The sequence below is a fragment of the Salinisphaera aquimarina genome (genome assembly GCF_042643355.1).
Taxonomy (GTDB): Bacteria; Pseudomonadota; Gammaproteobacteria; order Nevskiales; family Salinisphaeraceae; genus Salinisphaera; species Salinisphaera aquimarina.
This window is the reverse complement of the sequence record NZ_JBHRSS010000003.1, coordinates 541961-562343: the sequence shown is the minus strand read 5'-3', so window position 1 is coordinate 562343 and position 20383 is coordinate 541961. Positions and strand designations below refer to the sequence as shown.

General features: G+C 60.4%; 12 protein-coding genes, 2 tRNA genes, 2 rRNA genes and 2 pseudogenes. 10 read left to right on the top strand and 8 right to left on the bottom strand.

Features of this window, described 5'->3' with window-relative positions:
• Positions 1-10: 10 nt before the first annotated feature.
• A complete protein-coding gene (locus tag ACFOSU_RS06090; protein WP_380687508.1) occupies positions 11-1420 on the top strand; it encodes an MATE family efflux transporter in 1410 nt (469 codons plus the stop codon).
• Positions 1421-1584: 164 nt separating this feature from the next.
• Here the strand turns inward: ACFOSU_RS06090 and ACFOSU_RS06085 are convergent, their stop codons facing one another.
• From ACFOSU_RS06085 to ACFOSU_RS06060, 6 genes are all read right to left on the bottom strand, one after another.
• On the bottom strand, positions 1585-2148 hold the full coding sequence (locus tag ACFOSU_RS06085) for a hypothetical protein (protein ID WP_380687506.1): 564 nt from the start codon (positions 2146-2148) through the stop codon (positions 1585-1587).
• 59 nt (positions 2149-2207) lie between these two features.
• Positions 2208-4559 (bottom strand): ExeM/NucH family extracellular endonuclease, encoded by a 2352-nt coding sequence (locus ACFOSU_RS06080; protein WP_380687504.1) that lies wholly within the window; start codon positions 4557-4559, stop codon positions 2208-2210.
• Positions 4560-4929: 370 nt separating this feature from the next.
• Positions 4930-5736: a S1 family peptidase gene (locus ACFOSU_RS06075; protein ID WP_380687502.1), complete on the bottom strand. Its 807-nt coding sequence runs from the start codon at positions 5734-5736 to the stop codon at positions 4930-4932.
• 110 nt (positions 5737-5846) lie between these two features.
• Positions 5847-6110, bottom strand: a complete 264-nt coding sequence (locus ACFOSU_RS06070; RefSeq protein WP_380687500.1) for a DUF2442 domain-containing protein — start codon at positions 6108-6110, stop codon at positions 5847-5849.
• On the bottom strand, positions 6091-6327 hold the full coding sequence (locus ACFOSU_RS06065; RefSeq protein ID WP_380687498.1) for a DUF4160 domain-containing protein: 237 nt from the start codon (positions 6325-6327) through the stop codon (positions 6091-6093). Before ACFOSU_RS06065 ends, ACFOSU_RS06070 begins: the two co-directional genes overlap by 20 nt.
• A 211-nt stretch (positions 6328-6538) precedes the next feature.
• Positions 6539-8314 (bottom strand): chloride channel protein, encoded by a 1776-nt coding sequence (locus ACFOSU_RS06060; RefSeq protein WP_380687496.1) that lies wholly within the window; start codon positions 8312-8314, stop codon positions 6539-6541.
• Between the two features lie 128 nt (positions 8315-8442).
• On the opposite strand from ACFOSU_RS06060, the gene argC reads away from it, so the two are divergent.
• The 4 genes and pseudogenes from argC to ACFOSU_RS06040 all read left to right on the top strand — a co-directional run.
• Positions 8443-9480: an N-acetyl-gamma-glutamyl-phosphate reductase gene (gene argC, locus ACFOSU_RS06055; protein WP_380687494.1), complete on the top strand. Its 1038-nt coding sequence runs from the start codon at positions 8443-8445 to the stop codon at positions 9478-9480.
• A 114-nt stretch (positions 9481-9594) separates the two neighbouring features.
• Positions 9595-9957: an iron-sulfur cluster insertion protein ErpA gene (gene erpA, locus ACFOSU_RS06050; RefSeq protein WP_380687492.1), complete on the top strand. Its 363-nt coding sequence runs from the start codon at positions 9595-9597 to the stop codon at positions 9955-9957.
• A 95-nt stretch (positions 9958-10052) separates the two neighbouring features.
• Positions 10053-10127, top strand: a pseudogene (locus tag ACFOSU_RS06045) (iron-sulfur cluster insertion protein ErpA); the annotation flags it as partial.
• A gap of 271 nt (positions 10128-10398) precedes the next feature.
• Positions 10399-10467 (top strand): annotated as a pseudogene (locus ACFOSU_RS06040) (iron-sulfur cluster insertion protein ErpA); the annotation flags it as partial.
• A 59-nt stretch (positions 10468-10526) separates the two neighbouring features.
• On the opposite strand, the gene ACFOSU_RS06035 reads toward ACFOSU_RS06040, so the two are convergent.
• Positions 10527-11681, bottom strand: a complete 1155-nt coding sequence (locus ACFOSU_RS06035) for an anhydro-N-acetylmuramic acid kinase (protein WP_380687490.1) — start codon at positions 11679-11681, stop codon at positions 10527-10529.
• 74 nt (positions 11682-11755) lie between these two features.
• Positions 11756-13399: an OapA family protein gene (locus ACFOSU_RS06030; RefSeq protein WP_380687488.1), complete on the bottom strand. Its 1644-nt coding sequence runs from the start codon at positions 13397-13399 to the stop codon at positions 11756-11758.
• Between the two features lie 274 nt (positions 13400-13673).
• Here ACFOSU_RS06030 and tyrS point away from each other — a divergent pair, with 274 nt between their 5' ends.
• From tyrS to ACFOSU_RS06005, 5 genes are all read left to right on the top strand, one after another.
• Positions 13674-14909 carry a tyrosine--tRNA ligase gene (gene tyrS, locus ACFOSU_RS06025; RefSeq protein WP_380687486.1) on the top strand — a complete coding sequence of 412 codons (1236 nt, stop codon included), beginning with the start codon at positions 13674-13676 and terminating at the stop codon, positions 14907-14909.
• Between the two features lie 550 nt (positions 14910-15459).
• Positions 15460-16998, top strand: a 16S ribosomal RNA gene (locus ACFOSU_RS06020).
• Between the two features lie 99 nt (positions 16999-17097).
• Positions 17098-17174 (top strand) — tRNA-Ile (locus ACFOSU_RS06015).
• Positions 17175-17199: 25 nt separating this feature from the next.
• Positions 17200-17275, top strand: a tRNA-Ala gene (locus ACFOSU_RS06010).
• Positions 17276-17457: 182 nt separating this feature from the next.
• Positions 17458-20351: ribosomal RNA gene (locus tag ACFOSU_RS06005) — 23S ribosomal RNA — on the top strand.
• Together the 16S and 23S rRNA genes with 2 tRNA genes alongside form the textbook arrangement of a ribosomal RNA operon.
• The last annotated feature ends 32 nt before the right edge of the window (positions 20352-20383 follow it).

The window sequence follows — 20383 nt, the reverse complement described above, 5'->3', positions numbered from 1 at the left end:
ATTCGGCTCAGTGAGTACCGCCGCCTGCTCGGCTGCACCGGCGGTGGCGGGCGTCGTGCCCGCGCAATCGCGCGCCCAGTCGCGTACGCGCAAGATCCTGCAGGCACCGGTGCTGCCGACCATCCTCTGGCTGGCCGCGCCGAATGTCATCGTCATGCTGTCGCAGGCGCTGGCCAATTTTCTGGAAAGCTATTACGTCGGCCTGCTCGGCGTGGACGCGCTCGCCGGCGCGGCGCTGGTGTTTCCGCTGGTCATGCTCATGATGATGATGTCCGCGGGCGGCATCGGCGGCGGTATCTCCTCGGCGATCGCGCGCGCGATCGGCAGCGGCCGTGACGACAAGGCGGACGCGCTGGCGCTGCACGCGATGGTCATTGCGCTGGTCTTCGGTGTCGTGTGTTCGGCCACCGTGCTGTTGGCGGGTGGGATGATCTATCACGCCATGGGCGGCGAGGGCGCGGCACTGACGGCGGCGCGTACCTACTCCGGCGCCCTGTTTTCCGGGGTGGTGTTCCTGTGGTTGATGAACTGTTGCGCGGCGGTGCTGCGCGGTGCTGGCAACATGCGTCTGCCGGCCGGCGTGTTGGCCGGGGGCGTGGTCATGCTGCTGGGGCTGTCGCCGCTGTTCATCTTCGGCCTCGGGCCGTTTCCGGCCCTGGGCCTGGCCGGCGCGGGCCTGGCGCTTGCCAGCTACTATCTGATCTCGGCAGCGATTCTGTTGACGGTGCTGATCCGTGGCTCCGGCGGTGTGCGCCTCGGGCTCGGTCATCCGCTGCGGCGCGAGCTGTTCGCCGAGATCCTGGGTGTCGGCATCTGGTCTTCGATCAATACGGTGCTCGCCAATCTCTGTGTGGCCGTGGCGACGTTCTTCGTGGCCCGCACCAGCATGCAGGCGCTGGCCGGCTTCGGCCTGGGTATCCGTATCGAATATCTGCAGATTCCGATCGTGTTCGGTTTCGGCACCGGCATCGTGGCCATGGTCGGCATGAACATCGGTGCCGGCCAGCATGCCCGCGCGCGCCGGATCGCCTGGACGGGGGCCGCGGTGGCGGGGGTGGTCACCGAAAGCGTCGGCCTGGCCGCGGCGCTGTTTCCCGAAGCCTGGCTCGGCTTGTTCACGCAAGATGCGAGCGCGATCGCCGCGGGTGCCGTGTATCTGAAGACGGTGGCCCCGGCCTACGCGTTTCTGGGGATCGGCCTGGCGCTGTATTTCGCATCCCAAGGCGCGGGACGCATGGGCTGGGCCCTGACCGCGGCCACGGTCAGGTTCGCGGTGCTGGCGCTGGGCTGCGCGCTGATGGCCGCGCTCTTTCCCGACAACCTCGCGGCGCTGTGTGCGGCGATGGTCGTTGCTTTGATCGCCTTCGCCATGGTCAACGGCCTGCCGTGGCTGCGCCCGCGCCGCGACGACGATGCATGAGGGTCGATATCGGCTGCCGCGTAGGTGTTGCCGGCAAATGCGGTTGATGGCCGCGACCCGTCTCTGTCCTTGACTTCATCCGTTGCCCACGCAATGAGACAGGCCCCGCGGTCGTACCGGGCGGGGCCTGCGACGTGCGACGGATGCCTGAAACAGCCGCGCGGCTAGCCCCCCATGCGACGACGCAGCGCGACCAGCCCGATCAGGGCGAATCCCGCAAAGCCGATTCCGCCCGGTGCCGGCACGTCGGTCACGCCGGCCTCGATGCGGGCTGTGAGATCACCGACCACGTTGCCGCCGCCGGTGTAACTCTGGATGCTGAACCCGTCCGCGCGGATCTCCGACGAACAGAAGGCGCAGTCCGGCCCCAGCGAACTCAGGCCGGTGAAAGCCAGAAAATCGCTCAGGCCGGTACCGTCGGCGTTGACCGTGCCGGCGATCGACGAGTCGCTGTTCGTGAGTTGGGTATCACCCAGGACGAAACTGTAGTCGAGGATGTCCGCGTTGCCGAAGATCGCGCCGGGTGACAGGGCGGCATCGAGGACGTTCAGCGTGCCGGTGAATAGCTGCCCGACCGAGAAGTTCGAGACCGGCGTGGCGGTCGGCGTGCCGTCCAGGGTCTGAAACCCGGTGACCGATCCGGAAAACCGGATCAGGCTCGCGTTGGCGGTCGTGCAGACGAACAGCAGGCCCATCAGAACGAGGGCGGTATGGAGTGATTTGGTCATGATGCGTTCCCTTTGGTGTAGTTATCGAGTGTCGGCCCGTGGCCGTTGGCGTCGTGGGGCTATTGCCGCGGTGCTGGCGCCAGATCCAGCTGGGTGACGACCGGGTCGTGATCCGAGGCGCGATATGGACCCGGGCTATAGAAGTCGGTGACCTGCGACGCGGATTTGAACTCCACGTTGTAGTCCAGCGACGTGGGCTCGTCGGCGTTGATATGGAACGGCTCGGCCGCGATCACCTGACTCCGTAGCGCGCTGCTGGCGAGCGCGTGATCCAGCGCACCGCTCTGGGCATCGAACACATAGGTCGTGGCGGCCGTGCCGTTGGCCCGCTTGAGCAACGCGCTGTAGCCGGACTGCGCGAATGCGGTGATCGGGTCTTCCTGGGTATAGGCATTCAGGTCGCCGATCACGAGCACGTTGTCGGTCTCGCCCCCGGTCGGGTCGCTCGCCAGCCAGCCGGCCTCGTCGCTGGCGGCCTGGGAGCGCAGCAGGTTCCAGCAGCCCTGGCCATCGCCCTGGGCTGCGTTGGGGTCATCCTCGCTAGGGCAGCTGCCTTTCGATTTCAGGTGATTGACCACCACGGTCACGCGGCCGTCCTCGGCGGTGGCGAAGGTGCGCGCCAACGGCTGCCGGTTGCCGGTGACAAACGGTGTCGTGGTCAGCGTGGCGGGGTCGCCGATCGGCCGTACGCGCGAACTGTCGTAGATCAGGCCGACCGCGATGGCGTCGGTGCCCAGTCGCGGGGTACCGGGGTCGACGAAGGCATACTGCTCGCCGCGCGGCGACGCCTGGTTGAGACTGTCGACCAGGTCCTGAATGGCGCTGTTCGATCCGTAGCCGTCGTTCTCGATTTCCATCAGGCCGATCACGTCGGCGTCGATGGCAGTGATCGCCGAGACCAGCTTGGCACGCTGTCGGTTCAGTTCGTTCTCGGTGTCAGCACCGCGCTCGGTGGGGAAACCGCCGCCTTGGCCATCGCCGTTGAAGAAGTTGAGTACGTTGAAGCTGGCCACCCGCATGTTGCCGCCGGTGGGCAGGTCGGCGGCTGTCGGCCGCGGATTGACCGGATCGAAGATCGGCGCGGTAACCGGCTGAACGCGCCAGTCGCCGAAGCCGTAACTCAGCACGCCATCGATGTTAGTCACCGTGTCGCCGGTGCGCAGGGTGTTGAGCGCCGTCAGCCGGGGAGCGGGATAGATCACCGGCTCGGGATTCTCGGTCGACATCCCGTCATCGAGCACCAGACGGTTGCGCGCATTCAGCGCCGCGAGCGCCTGTGCCGGCACGCCGGGCGGCACGGCGTTGGTCGGCGTCTGCAGGCGTCCCCCGGCCGAGAGTACGACCTCGCCGAAGCGTCCGAGCGTGTAGGTGCCCGATACCGTCAGGGTCTGATTCAGGGTCACCCGCATGCCTTCAAGCGCCTCGGGCGCCGTCGTGTCCCGGAACGGCAGCGCGAGCAGCGACGGCGATACCGTGAACCCGGTGCCACAGATCGCAGCCTGATCCGCACGCTTGAGCTCGGTCAGGCCATTGAATTCGCTGACCTGGCCGCGGATACGAATACGCTGGCCGGCCGCGAACATGTCCGGCGACAGGCTGTCGGAATCGCCGGTGAACACGAACAATCCCTCGGAGGTCTGGGGATCGCTGTCACGCTCGTTGTCGGCGGCCTGCACGAACAGGCCGTCGAGGCCGTCATTGCCCGGGTAGGGGGCGGTCACGATCGCCTCGACCACGTGCATCTCGTTCTGCAGCGGCGAATTGTCGTCGCTGCCCTGAATGGCGTGAATCGGCGTGGCCGGGTCGCCGCAGCTGCCGAACGCCACCATGGGCGGCGGCTCGGTTGCGCCGAAGCTGCCGAGATCGGCGAAGCTGTTGACGGCAAAGCCGGAAAATTCGTCGGCCGGGTCGAACGCCGTGTTCCCGTTCATGCGCCCGCTGGTGATCGAGGTATTGCGGCGCAGGGTGTGGTTCTGGGTGGTGACGCCGCCCGTGCCCCAGGCCGAGCCGGGGTCGACACCGATCTGGCCGATGACGTCCACCGGGGCGCCGTTTTGCAGCAGCACCACGGCGTCATCGCCGTTGAACAGCGAGCCGCCGTAGGTCTGGTCGGCCACGGCCAGTATCGAGGCGTCGGAACGCTGATCGGCGAAGACGAACGTATCGCCGGCGTCGAGCGTGCCGGACAGCGGAATCGTGGCCCCCGCATCCGCCGAGCCGTTGAAATAGATCGCGATGGCGTAATCGTCCAGATCCGCCGGCGCGTCGGTCGGATTGAAGATCTCCAGCGACTTGTTGTAGCTGCTGCCCTCGACATATTCACTGAAGAATAGGCTGGGCGCGGCCTGCGCGACCGAGGTCGTGGCGCTGAGCGCCAGCGCGAGCAATACGGATCGGCGTGCAATGGTCATGCGGGTCCCCCATAGGTTGTGACCCGGGGAGCGTTGCAGACTGATATTGCAAAACGACGACGTTATGGCGTCAGTTTTTATTCTCGGGTTCGATGCGGTACGACGTCGCGCAGCGATGGAAGACGGTTGCCGATAGGGCGAGAATTACAATTCTACGAACGCGCGATTTCAAACCTATCGCCTTTAGCGCATTCGCTCAGCGAAGCTGTGCCAATCCTTATTCCTTGCTGCGTTAACCGCCAAATACGCGAAGCTTTTTCATCTTAGGCCATTGTTGCCACGCCAAAGCGCTACTGCCTGAGTGCAGCAGCGCTTTGGCAGCCAATCCAGCGATTCGTTACCCTTTGAATTATGTGGCAAGCAGCCGAAGTTAATTATCCAGCGTACGGACATATGTATCCAATGCTTCGATACTGATAGCAAGCGCTGAACCCGAGGGGACTTCTATGCGCTCTGCTTCACGGTAAACCTTGGTCACGGCGCGGTGTGTTACTACGCCCACCACCACTCCGCTCTCGTCGACCACAGGACCTCCGCTAGCGCCTTGATGCATCGCTTGGTCTATATAGAAAACGTCGCCCTTAATAACTCTCGATCCAGATGTGGCGGAAAATTCAAGGACATTTCCCACCATTGCTCGTTTACACATGGGTTTCCCCATAACAGCCTGATAGCCACGATCAACATGGTGTAAAAATCGTCCTGCACCTGGCGTATCTGGGTCTAGTAATGCTTCGATTTTAAAAGGCAGCTCGACTTCCTCGGAAAAGCCCGCCATATATACGGTCTGGCCTAGCTTAGGGCCGATCCGTTTCCTCGGTAGCGGTTTAAACGTCTCGCTTTTTTGTCCCTGCAATGGCTCCAATATGGCCAGGTCGACCAGCAAGTTTTCACGAAAAGCGTTCGAGCGTAATTGGATGCCACAAAGCTTCGCTTCATATGCGATTGGCGGCGTGGAATGAAATTGACACGTCATTACAGTGCCATCGGCGTTAATATCCTCTTCCCTAATTGGCAGACGGCCAGTTACGACGTGTGCGGCAGTAACAACCTGGCCTTCGGGCGATATGGCAAACCCGCTTCCACTGCTAAGTACTTCGCCGTCTTCCGTCATCGTAATGGCGCAAACCGAATCGTTTAGCGATTCACAAATGCTTTCGGGCGGAAGATTAGTCATGGCGCCTCCTGACTACGCGATCTATAGCTAGAACTAATGCCGAAGCTCAGTTGCCGTTCGAAGCGCAGCGATGCTTTGGGCGCTCGACTCCTAGTTCTTTTTTAGGTTCGCTATGTACGGTATTCCACTGACTTTCTACCCTCTAAAAGACCTAGAACCGATATGTCCTCATCGAGGCCGGGCCAGTGGATACCTTCTCCGTCTCCGAGCAACTCGAAATCCGCCAATTTCTCGGGCTTTGCATGAGCAAGCCGGGGGAACCATGCTAATGGAACCGAAAGCACGCGACCGTCGCTGAGAGAAACAACGAGCTCATCGCTCGTGCACCTCACCAAAGTGGCGTGTGGGATGGTATTAACTGCTGAAGAACTCATTCCAGGACTCCACTAACGTCTGTTGATGCTTTTCGACCAGCTTGAATAGATCATTGAGTTCATGGGCCGCGAAGCCGGTGCTTGAGGCAAGCGATACACGCTCGAGCCAAAACTTGGCCAGCATCTGATCGCGTTGGACATGGATGTGGCTAGGCTCGCTGTTCTCGTTCGCATAGAAGAAGAAACGGTATCCATCTATTCGCAATACGGTTGGCAAGATCACCCTCTTTCAAGACTTGGCGCCAAATTCACGACTTCTCGTAGATATAGCACTTATTTGCGGCTTTTACACACCACGTGCATGCGTCGGAGTAGCATCGGTTAGCAGCAGTGTTCGTTTTACGAGCCAGGGCTAGCATGGGAACGCAGGAAGAACGTGTATCGCGCACATTCAGATGATGGTCGTCTGCTGGAGTGAGACGCGTCTATCAGGGCCGATACGTGCCGTCGATGGCTTCTCGTGTAAGCACGCCGTAGGTGATCGGGCGATTGCTCGAGGTCGTGCGTTCGACGACGAGGGCGTCGGCTTCGTTGCGGTTGATCATGTCGAAGGCTTCCTGAAGGCTTGCCCGGACGTGGATCGTATAGGCGTCGGCGCGCTTGCCGGGCACGTCCTGCAGGTCGATCTCCTCGAGTTGGTTGTTGGCTTCCTGGCTCAGGAAACGGGCGACGTCGCTCGGCCGCATCAGGCTGGCGCGGTTCTCGCCCGAGCGGATCAGCAGCCAGTCGAGGTTGTTGGCCAGGATTTCGTCGAGCGCTGCCCGGTTGATACGCCGCTCGACGATCCGAAAGCGCCGATTCATGGCCGAAATCACGCTCGCCCGGCGCAGATACTGCGAGATCGGGTCGTTGCGATAGTCCAGCCCGCGGCGGCGCAGCAGCAGCCGGAACAGGGAATCGGCGACCGCGATGCGGCGGGAGACCACCAGCGCGGCGATCACCACGAGCATGCCGGGCAGCACCAGCCCGGTCTCGCCGGACAGTTCCAGAATCACTACCAGTGCGGACAATGGCGCCTGTAGCACCGCGCCCATCATGGCGCCGATGCCGAGCAGCGCATACAGGCCGGCGTCGTTGGCGTGGCCGGGCAGCAGCAGGGCGCCGAGCGACCCGAGCGCGCTGCCGAGCGCGGATCCGATCACGAAGGTGGGCAGAATCACGCCGCCGGGAATAGCGGCGGCGGTGGCGAAGCTGGTGGCGACGAGTTTGGCGAGCCCGATGCCCAGCGCCATCCAGATCGCGAATTGACCGGCGAGCGATGCGTTGACGGTATCGAACCCCAGCCCCATCACCTGTGGGAAGGCGACAGCGAGCAGGGCGGTGACCATGCCGGCCAGGGTGATGCGCAGGCTCACCCGGATCGGGGCGAGCAGGGGCACGAGCGCGCCGCACAATCGGGTGAAGCCGGCGCCGGCGACGCCGAGCACCGCGCCCACGAAAGCCAAATAGGGCAGCTCGACCGTGGTGAAGCCGGTGTATTCGGTAAGCAGGCGCGGGTGTACGTCTGTCAGCGTGAAGGTCACCAGCGACCCGGTGACGGCGGCCAGGATGATGGGCGCGAAACCGGCAATGGTGTATTCCATCATCACCACTTCCATGGCGAAGATCACGGCGGCCAGCGGGGTGTTGAAGGAGGCCGCGATACCGGCCGCCGCGCCGCAGCCCACCAGCGTGCGCACACTGTTGGTGGGCAGGTCGAGCTGACGGCCGAGCCAACTGCCGGTGGCGGCGCCGGTGTGCGCGGCCACGCCCTCGCGGCCTACCGATTGCCCGGAAGCCAGCGCCAGCGCCGACATGGTGAATTCGGCGACCGCTGCCTTGACCGGCAGCACGCCCTGGTAGTACACGAGCCGTTCGATGATATGCACGATGCCGTATTCGGCCGATTTGAGCAGCCATTCGACGATCAGGCCGAGCAGCAGCGCGCCGAGTACCGGCACGGCGATGCGAAAGGTCAGGCTCGTATCCACGAACGAACCGCCGCTGGCACCGAAGAACTCGAACAGCGGGGTTTGCAGCGCATGAATGGCGGTATGCAGGGCGAGTACGACGAGCCCGCACAGGCCGCCGGTGGCGGCGCCGATCAGGCAGAGCAGACTCAGCCCGGGCGTATTCTCGACGTCGGCCATCTGCTGGCGCAGCGTATCCAGGCGCGCCTGCCAGGCCTCACGCAGCGAGCGCCCACGGGAGGGTTTAACGGCCATGGCGAGAACGTGCGTGCAAGAGCGCGGCTTCCGAAAGCGAAATTAAGGCGGTGCGCGGGTGCGACCACGCATCACCGCGTCGCGCGCGTTATTATGCGCGGTTTAGAAACGCTTTGACAGTGACGGACATGGCTCAACTACAACGTATAGGCATCGTGGGCGGTACCGGTTATGCCGGCGCCGAACTGTTGCGGCTGCTTGTTTCCCATCCGCAGGCCAAGGTCGTGGCGGTGACTTCGCGCGGCGACGCCGGTACGCCGGTGGCCGACGCCTATCCGCAGCTGCGCGGCGTGGTCGATCTCGACTTCGTCGCGCCAGACGCGGACAACCTCGCCGACTGCGACGTGGTCTTCTTCGCCACGCCGCATGCGGCAGCCATGCACGATGTGCCGGCGCTGCTTGAGGCCGGCAAACGTGTGATCGACCTGTCCGCGGATTTCCGGTTGCGCGACGCCAGCCTCTGGGCGCAGTGGTACGGCACCGACCATGTCTGCCCGGAGCTGATCGAGCGGGCGGTCTACGGCCTGCCGGAACTCAACCGCGACCGGATCGCGGGCGCCGATCTGGTGGCGTGCCCGGGCTGCTACCCGACCGCGGTCATTCTTGGCTTCAAACCGTTGATCGATGCGGGGCTGGTCGACAAGGACAGCCTCATTGCCGACGCCAAGACCGGCGTCTCCGGTGCCGGCAAGAGTCTGAAGCCGGGGTTTCTGTTCGCCGAGATGCACGACTCGTTCAAGGCGTACGGGGTGGCCGGTCATCGTCATCTGCCGGAAATACGCCAGATTCTCGGTGATCTGGCCAAGGACGACGTGGGACTGACGTTCGTGCCGCATCTGGTGCCGATGATTCGCGGTATTCACGCCACGCTCTATGGGCGGCTGAATACCCAGGCCGATCTGCAGACCTTGTTCGAAACCAGCTACGCCGGCGAGCCGTTCGTGGACGTGCTGCCGGCCGGTGCCACGCCCGAAACCCGGCACGTGCGCGGTGGCAATATGTGCCGTATCGCGGTGCATCGCCCGGGCGGCGGCGATACCGCGGTGGTGCTGTCGGTGATCGATAATCTGGTCAAGGGCGCGGCCGGTCAGGCGGTGCAGTGTTTCAACCTGATGATCGACGCGCCGGAAAACAGTGCGTTGGCCGCCCCCGGTGCGTTACCGTAAGGCAGAGGCGCGAATCTGAAGACGTGTCAGGGGCTTGAATCCCCACGTCTTGCACCGACTGTCTTATGATAGGAATATCTGGTCATCGACCAGGCCACTGGAATCTGGACGCTTATGAGTACCGCGACACAACCCGCATTCGACGATCAGGCTGCTCTGGTATTTACCGACGCGGCTGCGATCAAGGTCAAGGAATTGCTGGAAGACGAGGACAACAACGCCCTCAAGCTGCGCGTGTTCGTCTCCGGTGGTGGCTGCTCGGGTTTCCAGTACGGCTTCACCTTCGACGAGAACGTCGAGGACGGTGACACCCAGATCGAGAAGCAGGGCGTAACATTGCTGGTCGACCCCATGAGCGTGCTCTATCTCTCCGGCGCCGAAATCGATTTTTCGGACGGGGTCGAAGGCGCGCAGTTCGTGATTCGCAATCCCAACGCGACCACCACCTGCGGCTGCGGCAACTCTTTCGCCGTTTAGTCGAGCGCGCCTTCGCCCCTCGTGAGGGGCAATTCGCCAAAGGCGAATGGGGTGCACAGACAATGCCACAGCTTTGCGAAGCAAAGCCCGCGCGCAGCGCGGCGCAGTTCGTGATTCGCAATCCCAACGCGACCACCACCTGCGGCTGCGGCAACTCTTTCGCCGTTTAGTCGAGCGCGCCTTCGCCCCTCGTGAGGGGCAATTCGCCAAAGGCGAATGGGGTGCACAGACAATGCCACAGCTTTGCGAAGCAAAGCCCGCGCGCAGCGCGGCGCAGTTCGTGATTCGCAATCCCAACGCGACCACCACCTGCGGCTGCGGCAACTCTTTCGCCGTTTAATCGAGCGCGCCTTCGACCCTCGTGAGGGGCCATTCGCCAAAGGCGAATGGGGTGCACAGACAATGCCACAGCTTTGCGAGGCAAAGCCCGCGCGCAGCGCGGCGCAGTTCGTGATTCGCAATCCCAACGCGACCACCACCTGCGGCTGCGGCAACTCTTTCGCCGTTTAATCGAGCGCGCCTTCGCGATCTGAGTCCGAGCGCACCGGCATCTTGTCCGGTGCGCAGCGTCAATCGCTTGAGCGGCTCTGGTAGATGCCGCCAAGCGGTACGGCCGTACTGGCGCCGGTAACCGATGGCACATTGCCGCTGCGCCCGTTGACGGTACGCATTGCGAGCCACGCGAAGGCGACCGCTTCCACCCAGTCCGAATCCACGCCGTAGTCGTCGGTCCGGATCATCTCTCGCGGCGCGACCAACGCCTGCAGGCGTCGGCACAGTTCCGCGTTGCGTACGCCGCCGCCGCATAGCAGCAGCTGTTCGTCGCCGGGGCCGTATTCGTTGATGGCCTGCGCGATGGTGCGCGCCGAAAATTCGCAGAGCGTGGCCTGAACGTCTGCCGGTATCGGCGGCGAGGGCCGGCTGTGAATCTGGGCCTGCAACCAGTCGAGGTTGAAATACTCGCGCCCGGTGCTCTTGGGCGCCGGGCGATCGAGATAGGCGTCGGACATCATCAGTGCCAACAGTCCGTCATCGACCTTGCCGCCCGCGGCCCAGTGGCCATCTTCGTCGAGCGGCTGCTTGAGATGGGCGGCAATCCACGCATCCATGAGCGCGTTGCCCGGGCCGGTGTCGAACCCGGTCACATGAGCGCTGTCGTCCGACGCCCCGGCGGGCAGCACTGTGAGATTGGCGATGCCGCCGATATTGATGATGATGCGGTGGCGTGTGGGATCGGCAAACAGGGCGCGATGGAATGCCGGTACCAGCGGCGCGCCCTGGCCGCCGACCGCGATGTCGCTGTTGCGAAAATCCGCGACTACGCGACAGCCGACGCGTGCCGCGACCAGACTCGGTGAGCCGAGTTGCAGGCTGAACGGATACCGGGCGCTGGGCTCATGGCGCACGGTTTGTCCGTGACTGCCGATGGCATCGACGTCGGCAGCCTTGATGCCGGCCTTGTCGATCAGTGCGAGCGCGGCCTCTGCAAACCAGGCACCCACGCGCTGGTCCAGCTCGCCGAACTTGGCCAGCGATATGCCGGCGACCTGCTGCGACAGATGCAGCAGGTCGTCGCGCAGGCCGCGTTCGGGCGGCTGCGCGTGGGTGGCGAGTATCTCCGGGTAGCCCTGCTCGGAAAAACGCACAAGCACGGCGTCGGCGGCATCGACGCTGGTGCCCGACATCAGGCCGATATACAGCGGCGAGGCGGTCACGAGGGCCATACCAATCGTGCGCGGCGCCTAGACGCGCCGCGTGGCTCGTCGCTGGTTACAGGCTGGTCGAGGAGCCGGCGCACTCAATTGGTGTTTTCGGGGGTCGAGCTGTCGAGGCTCGCGACTTCGGTGTGGGACAGCGTGTCCAGCTGTGCCAGCAGCGGCGCGGTCGTCTTCTTGAAGTCGGGCATGAACTTCTTGGGCAGCGGCAAGGCTTTCGGGAGCGCGATCTTCTCCGGGTCCTTGGGGCTGCCATCGACGCGGAATTCATAGTGCAGATGCGGGCCGGTCGCGAGACCGGTCATGCCGACATAGCCGATCACGTCGCCCTGATGCACCCGGCTGCCGACGCCGTAGCCCTTGGCAAAAGCCGACATGTGGCCGTAGCGGGTGGACAGATGGGTGTCGTGCTGAATGATGATCATGTTGCCGTAACCGCCGCGGCGCCCGCGGAAGACGATACGGCCATTGCCGGTGGCCTTGATCGGCGTACCGCTGGGCGCGGCGTAGTCGGTGCCTTCGTGGCGGCGGATGCGGTTGAGGATCGGATGCTTGCGCGACAGGTTGAAGCCGGAGCTGATGCGCGTGTAGTCGACCGGGGTGCGGATGAAGGCTTTCTTCATCGCCCGGCCTTCCGGCGAGTAGTAGGCGGTGTCGGCGTTGCCTTCGCCGGTGTAGCGCACCGCGCGTACGTTACGGCCGTCGTTGGTGAATGAGGCGGCCAGAATGTCGCCGTCGCCGACCTTGTTGCCGTCCCGGAATAGCTCGTCATACACCACGACGAAGCGATCACCCGGGCGAATGTCCAGAGCGAAATCGATATCCCAGCCGAAGATCTTGACCAGCTTCATGATCTGGTTGTCGCTCAGGCCCGCCTCGAGTGCGTCGACATAGAAACTGGTGTCGATCTTGCCGCTGGCAAAGGCCTTGCGATGTTCGACGTTGGCGAGCACGACGCGGCCGGTGAAGCTGTCGCCCTTGGGGCGCACCTCCAGCGTATGCAGCGGGTCGATCGAATAATCCAGCGCGAGTACGTTGCCGTCGGCGTCGGATTCCACCTGCATGCGATCGCCCGCGCGCAGGCCGCGGGTGAAACGGTTGCCGTGTTCGGGGATATGGGCGATCTTGAGGGAGTCGATATAGGACAGCCCGTTGCGGTTGAAGGCAATCGACAGCGTGTCGCCGCTTCGCACCCGGACTTCGTGCCAGCTGACGCTCGGCGCAGCCGCCACGGCCTGACGCTCGGCGATGCGCGGTTCGGCCCCTGTGCCATTGTCGTCGTCCAGCAGCTCGGCGGTTCCGGGTGTGTATTCCGAGGCCACGAGAGGAGCCTTGTCGCTCCCGTCCTGTTCGTCGATCACCCGGTCGGGGTCGAGTGGCGCGACGGGGATATCAGCCGCGCCGCTGTCCTGTTCACTCAGGGCGATATCGCCGGCGGTCGGATCCTGTGGGGGCGGGGCGATATCGGAGTCGGGTGCTTCGGCCAATGTGGGCGTTTCGTCAGCTGGTTTGCCTGGGCTGGAATCGACTACGGCGTCGGGCGCGTGGCGGGCGCCAACGCGTGCGTCGACCGGTTGTCCTGGCGCGCGGCCCGGTTCGGCTACATCGTCGTCGATCTGCACGTAGTGTGCCGAGGACTCGGCACGCATCGGCTTGTTCGAGTCGCCGGCGTCGGTCATGGGGATCATGGGTTCCGGGCCGGTCGTCAGCCAGGCGGCGCCGCCCATGAGGGGTATAGCCAGTATAAGAGCGAGCCGACGCAAATTGGATCCGGTTCGCGGCCGCTCATGCAGCCACAGATAATCGCTGTCTATCTTGCCCATATATTAGAAAGCCGCGCGGTGTCGAAGCGGAAAACGATGCTTGCGGCTGGCCCCTTTTTGATTTCCGGCCGCAATTATCGGCATAAAAAAGCATAAACTCAGGTGCTTGGCAAGTCTGTAACGGCTAGACTGTCGGCTTCTGTAACAGATTGAATGGATACCCGGGAGCGGATTGGCGATGCAGGATACGTGGGGCGAGGTCGAGCGCGGTTGTGACGAGATCATTCCGGGGGCGCAGTTCAAGGAGCGTCTGGAAGCGGCAGAACGCGATGGCACGCGCCTTGTAATCAAGGCCGGATTCGATCCTACGGCGCCGGACCTGCACCTCGGCCATACGGTGTTGCTCAACAAGATGCGTACCTTTCAGGACATGGGCCACGACGTGGTCTTCCTGATCGGTGACTTCACCGGCCGCATCGGCGATCCGACCGGCAAGAACGTGACGCGTCAGCCGCTCGACGAGGCCCAGGTCGCAGCGAATGCGGCGACCTACGAAGCACAGATATACAAGGTGCTCGATAGTACGCGCACGCGCGTGGTCCTTAATTCGTCGTGGCTGAATGCCCTGTCGAGCGCCGATCTGATCAAGCTCGCGGCCACCCACACCGTGGCCCGCATGCTCGAGCGCGACGATTTCCACAAGCGATTCAACAGTCAGCAGCCCATTGCGATCCACGAATTTCTGTACCCGCTGATCCAGGGCTACGACTCGGTGGCCCTCAAGGCCGACCTGGAGCTCGGTGGCACCGATCAGAAGTTCAACCTCCTGATGGGGCGACATCTGCAGCAGGTCTATGGGCAGACGCCGCAGGCCGTACTCACCATGCCGTTGCTAGAGGGGCTGGATGGGGTCAACAAGATGTCCAAGTCGCTGGACAACTACATCGGTATCGATGAGCCGCCCAACGAGCAGTACGGCAAGCTCATGTCGATATCCGATGAGCTGATGTGGCGGTACTTCGAGTTGCTGTCGTTCGAGCCGGTGGCCGTATTGGCACGCTATCGACAGGAGGTGGCAGACGGCGCCAATCCGCGCGACCTGAAATACCGGCTCGCCGACGAGATAGTGGCTCGCTTTCACGGGCCGGAAGCGGCCAGGAAGGCACATCAGACGTTCGTGGATCGCTTCAGTCAGGGCATCACCCCCGACGACATCGAACTCGTGCCCCTGTCGGTGGCGATCGAAGGTATTCAGGTGGCCGCCTTGCTAAAGGAAGCGGGACTGACCCAGAGCAATGGCGAAGGCATACGCCTGGTCAAGCAGGGTGCGGTGCGTATGGACGGCGAGCGGATCGAGGACGCGAGCCAGCTCATTCCGGTCGGAAACGAGCACCTGATCCAGGTCGGAAAACGCAGAATCGCCCGCGTGGCCCTGAAGGGCGACGGCGGCGATACCGGCGAAAGCCTGTCATGACAGGGATGTGACAAGTTTCTGCAAAAAACTTTCAGAAACGTGTTGACACCCCGTCGGAAACCCCTAGAATACGCCTCCTCGCAACGGTGCGGGCCGCTAGAAACCAAACGGTCGAAAGCGGTCAACACCTGCCACGGGGCGCAGGAAGTTGATTGGTAAAACAATCAATTGATTGTGCTGAGATGTCAGTATCGGTTCAGAGCAGTTCGCTGATTTGAGTCGATATGCATCGACAGTCGAAAGCCTCTATATAAAGAGTCGATCGACAGCCGATGCAGCTTGCATGGCAAGCCAAACGGCTTTTTAAAGAAATTTAAATAAGTTGTTGACAGCCCAGCCAATCAGCGTAGAATACGCTTCCTCGCAACGGGACAGACGTTAAGCGGTTCAGCCGCAAGACGGCATGTTGCAGATCTTTAACAACTCGTAAGTGACTTGTGTGGGTGCTCCCTTGGGATGGCGAAAGCCAAGCCCTATAGAGCATCCAAAGCATAAAAGCTTGGGATGACTCAAACATATGACTTCGGTCATATGCCAGTTAGAAGTAATTAAACTGGAGAGTTTGATCCTGGCTCAGATTGAACGCTGGCGGCAGGCCTAACACATGCAAGTCGAGCGGAAACGACATCTTCGGATGGGCGTCGAGCGGCGGACGGGTGAGTAATGCGTAGAAATCTGCCCTTTTGTGGAGGATAACCCGGGGAAACTCGGGCTAATACTGCATAATCTCTACGGAGCAAAGCGGGGGATCTTCGGACCTCGCGCAGAAGGATGAGTCTACGTCTGATTAGCTAGTTGGTGGGGTAATGGCCTACCAAGGCGACGATCAGTAGCTGGTCTGAGAGGATGATCAGCCACACCGGGACTGAGACACGGCCCGGACTCCTACGGGAGGCAGCAGTGGGGAATATTGGACAATGGGGGAAACCCTGATCCAGCCATGCCGCGTGTGTGAAGAAGGCCTTAGGGTTGTAAAGCACTTTAAGCAGGAAAGAAAAGCGCCGGGTTAATAGCCCGAGCGTATTGACGGTACCTGCAGAATAAGCACCGGCTAACTCCGTGCCAGCAGCCGCGGTAATACGGAGGGTGCGAGCGTTAATCGGAATTACTGGGCGTAAAGCGTGCGTAGGCGGTTGCGTGTGTCGGATGTGAAAGCCCCGGGCTTAACCTGGGAATTGCATTCGAAACTGCGCGACTAGAATATGGTAGAGGAAGACGGAATTCCACGTGTAGCGGTGAAATGCGTAGATATGTGGAGGAACACCAATGGCGAAGGCAGTCTTCTGGGCCAATATTGACGCTGAGGCACGAAAGCGTGGGTAGCAAACAGGATTAGATACCCTGGTAGTCCACGCCGTAAACGATGAGAACTAGACGTTGGTTGACATAGTCGATCAGTGTCGCAGCAAACGCGTTAAGTTCTCCGCCTGGGGAGTACGGCCGCAAGGTTGAAACTCAAAGGAATTGACGGGGGCCCGCACAAGCGGTGGAGCATGTGGTTTAATTCGATGCAACGCGAAGAACCTTACCTGCCCTTGACATACCGTGAACTTTCCAGAGATGGATTGGTGCCTTCGGGAACACGGATACAGGTGCTGCATGGCTGTCGTCAGCTCGTGTCGTGAGATGTTGGGTTAAGTCCCGCAACGAGCGCAACCCCTATCCTTAGTTGCCAGCATTAAGTTGGGCACTCTAAGGAGACTGCCGGTGACAAACCGGAGGAAGGTGGGGATGACGTCAAGTCATCATGGCCCTTATGGGCAGGGCTACACACGTGCTACAATGGCAAGTACAAAGGGTTGCGAACCTGCGAAGGGGTGCTAATCCCATAAAGCTTGTCTTAGTCCGGATTGCAGTCTGCAACTCGACTGCATGAAGTCGGAATCGCTAGTAATCGCAGATCAGCACTGCTGCGGTGAATACGTTCCCGGGCCTTGTACACACCGCCCGTCACACCATGGAAGTCGGCTGCACCAGAAGTGGCTAGTCTAACTCTTCGGAGAGGACGGTCACCACGGTGTGGTCGATGACTGGGGTGAAGTCGTAACAAGGTAGCCGTAGGGGAACCTGCGGCTGGATCACCTCCTTTCGAGAAATGGAATTGCAAGTAGCTATTCCGGGGGAGTATCCACACAAGTCACTTACAAGTAAGCGGTTATTCCAGATTTATTCTGGGTGCCTAGAGCTCGGGTCTGTAGCTCAGTTGGTTAGAGCGCACCCCTGATAAGGGTGAGGTCGGAAGTTCAAATCTTCCCAGACCCACCAATATCTCGGCAGCGTAACAACCAAGGGGGCTGTAGCTCAGCTGGGAGAGCACCTGCTTTGCAAGCAGGGGGTCAGCGGTTCGATCCCGCTCAGCTCCACCACGCTCTGGAATAACTGAATTATGAAATCAGAAAAAACACCAGGCAGCGATGTCTTTGTTTTTTGTGATTTTATAATCACCGCTCTTTAACAATCTATTGCAATCGAACACTGTATTCTTTCAAGCAAAGAATACCGGATCACTTTAATGTGACTGACAGCGCGAGAGCGCTTGAGGTTATATGACCAAGTGACCAAGCGCATATGGTGGATGCCTAGGCGACAGAAGGCGATGAAGGACGTAGCAGCCTGCGATAAGCTTCGGTGAGTCGGCAAACAGACTTTGACCCGAAGATTTCCGAATGGGGAAACCCACCTGCTTCGGCAGGTATCCCATAGTGAATACATAGCTATGGGAGGCGAACCCGGGGAACTGAAACATCTAAGTACCCGGAGGAACAGAAATCAATTGAGATTCCCTGAGTAGCGGCGAGCGAAACGGGACCAGCCCTTAAGTCTATTATGTTTTAGTGGAAGTGCTCAGGAATGACACGCCATAGAGGGTGAAAGCCCCGTACACGAAAAGGCATTTTAGGTGAAATCGAGTAGGACGGAGCACGTGTAACTCTGTTCGAACATGGGGGGACCATCCTCCAAGGCTAAATACTCTCTGTCGACCGATAGTGAACCAGTACCGTGAGGGAAAGGCGAAAAGAACCCCGGAGAGGGGAGTGAAATAGAACCTGAAACCGTATGCGTACAAGCAGTCAGAGCCCGTCTTCGGACAGGGTGATGGCGTACCTTTTGTATAATGGGTCAGCGACTTACTTGTCAGTAGCAAGCTTAACCGTATAGGGGAAGCGTAGGGAAACCGAGTCTTAATAGGGCGATCAGTTGCTGGCAGTAGACCCGAAACCGGGCGATCTATCCATGGCCAGGGTGAAGGTGAGGTAACACTTACTGGAGGCCCGAACCCACTAATGTTGAAAAATTAGGGGATGAGCTGTGGATAGGAGTGAAAGGCTAATCAAGCCCGGAGATAGCTGGTTCTCCTCGAAAGCTATTTAGGTAGCGCCTCGTGTATAACTGTCGGGGGTAGAGCACTGTTTCGGCTAGGGGTCTCATAAGAGATTACCAAACCGATGCAAACTCCGAATACCGACAAGTTCAAGCACGGGAGACACACTGCGAGAGCTAACTTCCGTAGTGGAGAGGGAAACAACCCAGACCGCCAGCTAAGGTCCCCAAGTCATGGCTAAGTGGCAAACGATGTGGGAAGGCAAAGACAGTCAGGAGGTTGGCTTAGAAGCAGCCATCCTTTAAAGAAAGCGTAATAGCTCACTGATCTAGTCGGCCCGCGCGGAAGATATAACGGGGCTAAAGCCATGCACCGAAGCTGCGGACTTGTGATTTATCACAAGTGGTAGAGGAGCGTTCCGTAGGCCGTGAAGGTGAACCGTGAGGTTTGCTGGAGGTATCGGAAGTGCGAATGCTGACGTGAGTAACGATAAGGCAGGTGAAAAACCTGCCCGCCGAAAGTCCAAGGTTTCCTGCGCAACGCTATTCGGCGCAGGGTGAGTCGGCTCCTAAGGCGAGGCCGAAAGGCGTAGTCGATGGAAAACGGGTTAATATTCCCGTACCTCGCATAACTGCGATGGGGTGACGAAGAAGGTTAGGTTGGCCGGGTGATGGTTATCCCGGTTTAAGCATGTAGGCAGGGTGTCTAGGCAAATCCGGACGCCCAATGCCGAGACGCGATGACGAGTCTCCAAGGAGATGAAGCAACTGATACCAAGCTTCCAGGAAAAACCTCTAAGCTTCAGGTTATGCAGACCGTACCCCAAACCAACACAGGTGGACGAGGTGAGAATCCTAAGGCGTATGAGACAACTCGGGTGAAGGAACTCGGCAAAATGGTACCGTAACTTCGGGAGAAGGTACGCCCCCGGTATGTGAAGACACTTGCTGTCTGAGCAGAAAGGGGCCGCAGAGACCAGGTGGCTGCGACTGTTTACTAAAAACACAGCACTCTGCTAACTCGTAAGAGGATGTATAGGGTGTGACGCCTGCCCGGTGCCGGAAGGTTAATTGATGGGGTTAGCTTCGGCGAAGCTCTTGATCGAAGCCCCGGTAAACGGCGGCCGTAACTATAACGGTCCTAAGGTAGCGAAATTCCTTGTCGGGTAAGTTCCGACCTGCACGAATGGCGTAACGATGGCCACACTGTCTCCACCCGAGACTCAGTGAAATCGAAATTGCTGTGAAGATGCAGTGTTCCTGCGGCAAGACGGAAAGACCCCGTGCACCTTTACTATAGCTTTACACTGGATTTTGAACATTTTTGTGTAGGATAGGCGGGAGGCTTTGAAGCGTTGGCGCTAGCCGGCGTGGAGCCACCCTTGAAATACCGCCCTGAAATGTTTGAGGTTCTAACCTAGGTCCATTATCTGGATCAGGGACAGTGTATGGTGGGTAGTTTGACTGGGGCGGTCTCCTCCCAAAGAGTAACGGAGGAGTGCAAAGGTACCCTCAGCGCGGTCGGAAATCGCGCACTGAGTGCAAAGGCATAAGGGTGCTTGACTGTAAGACTGACAAGTCGAGCAGGTACGAAAGTAGGTCTTAGTGATCCGGTGGTTCTGTATGGAAGGGCCATCGCTCAACGGATAAAAGGTACGCCGGGGATAACAGGCTGATTCCTCCCAAGAGTCCACATCGACGGAGGAGTTTGGCACCTCGATGTCGGCTCATCACATCCTGGGGCTGAAGCAGGTCCCAAGGGTATGGCTGTTCGCCATTTAAAGTGGTACGCGAGCTGGGTTTAGAACGTCGTGAGACAGTTCGGTCCCTATCTGCCGTAGGCGTTCGAGATTTGAGAGGATCTGTCCTTAGTACGAGAGGACCGGGATGGACGTATCTCTGGTGTTCCGGTTGTCACGCCAGTGGCATTGCCGGGTAGCTACATACGGAAGGGATAAGCGCTGAAAGCATCTAAGCGCGAAGCCCACCTCAAGATGAGATCTCGCTAGTCCCTAGAGGACTCTAAAGGGTCGTCCGAGACGAGGACGTTGATAGGCTAGGTGTGTAAGTACAGCAATGTATTCAGCTTACTAGTACTAATTGCCCGTGAGGCTTGGTCATATAACGCTCAAGCGTTTTTGTGGATCCGAAGC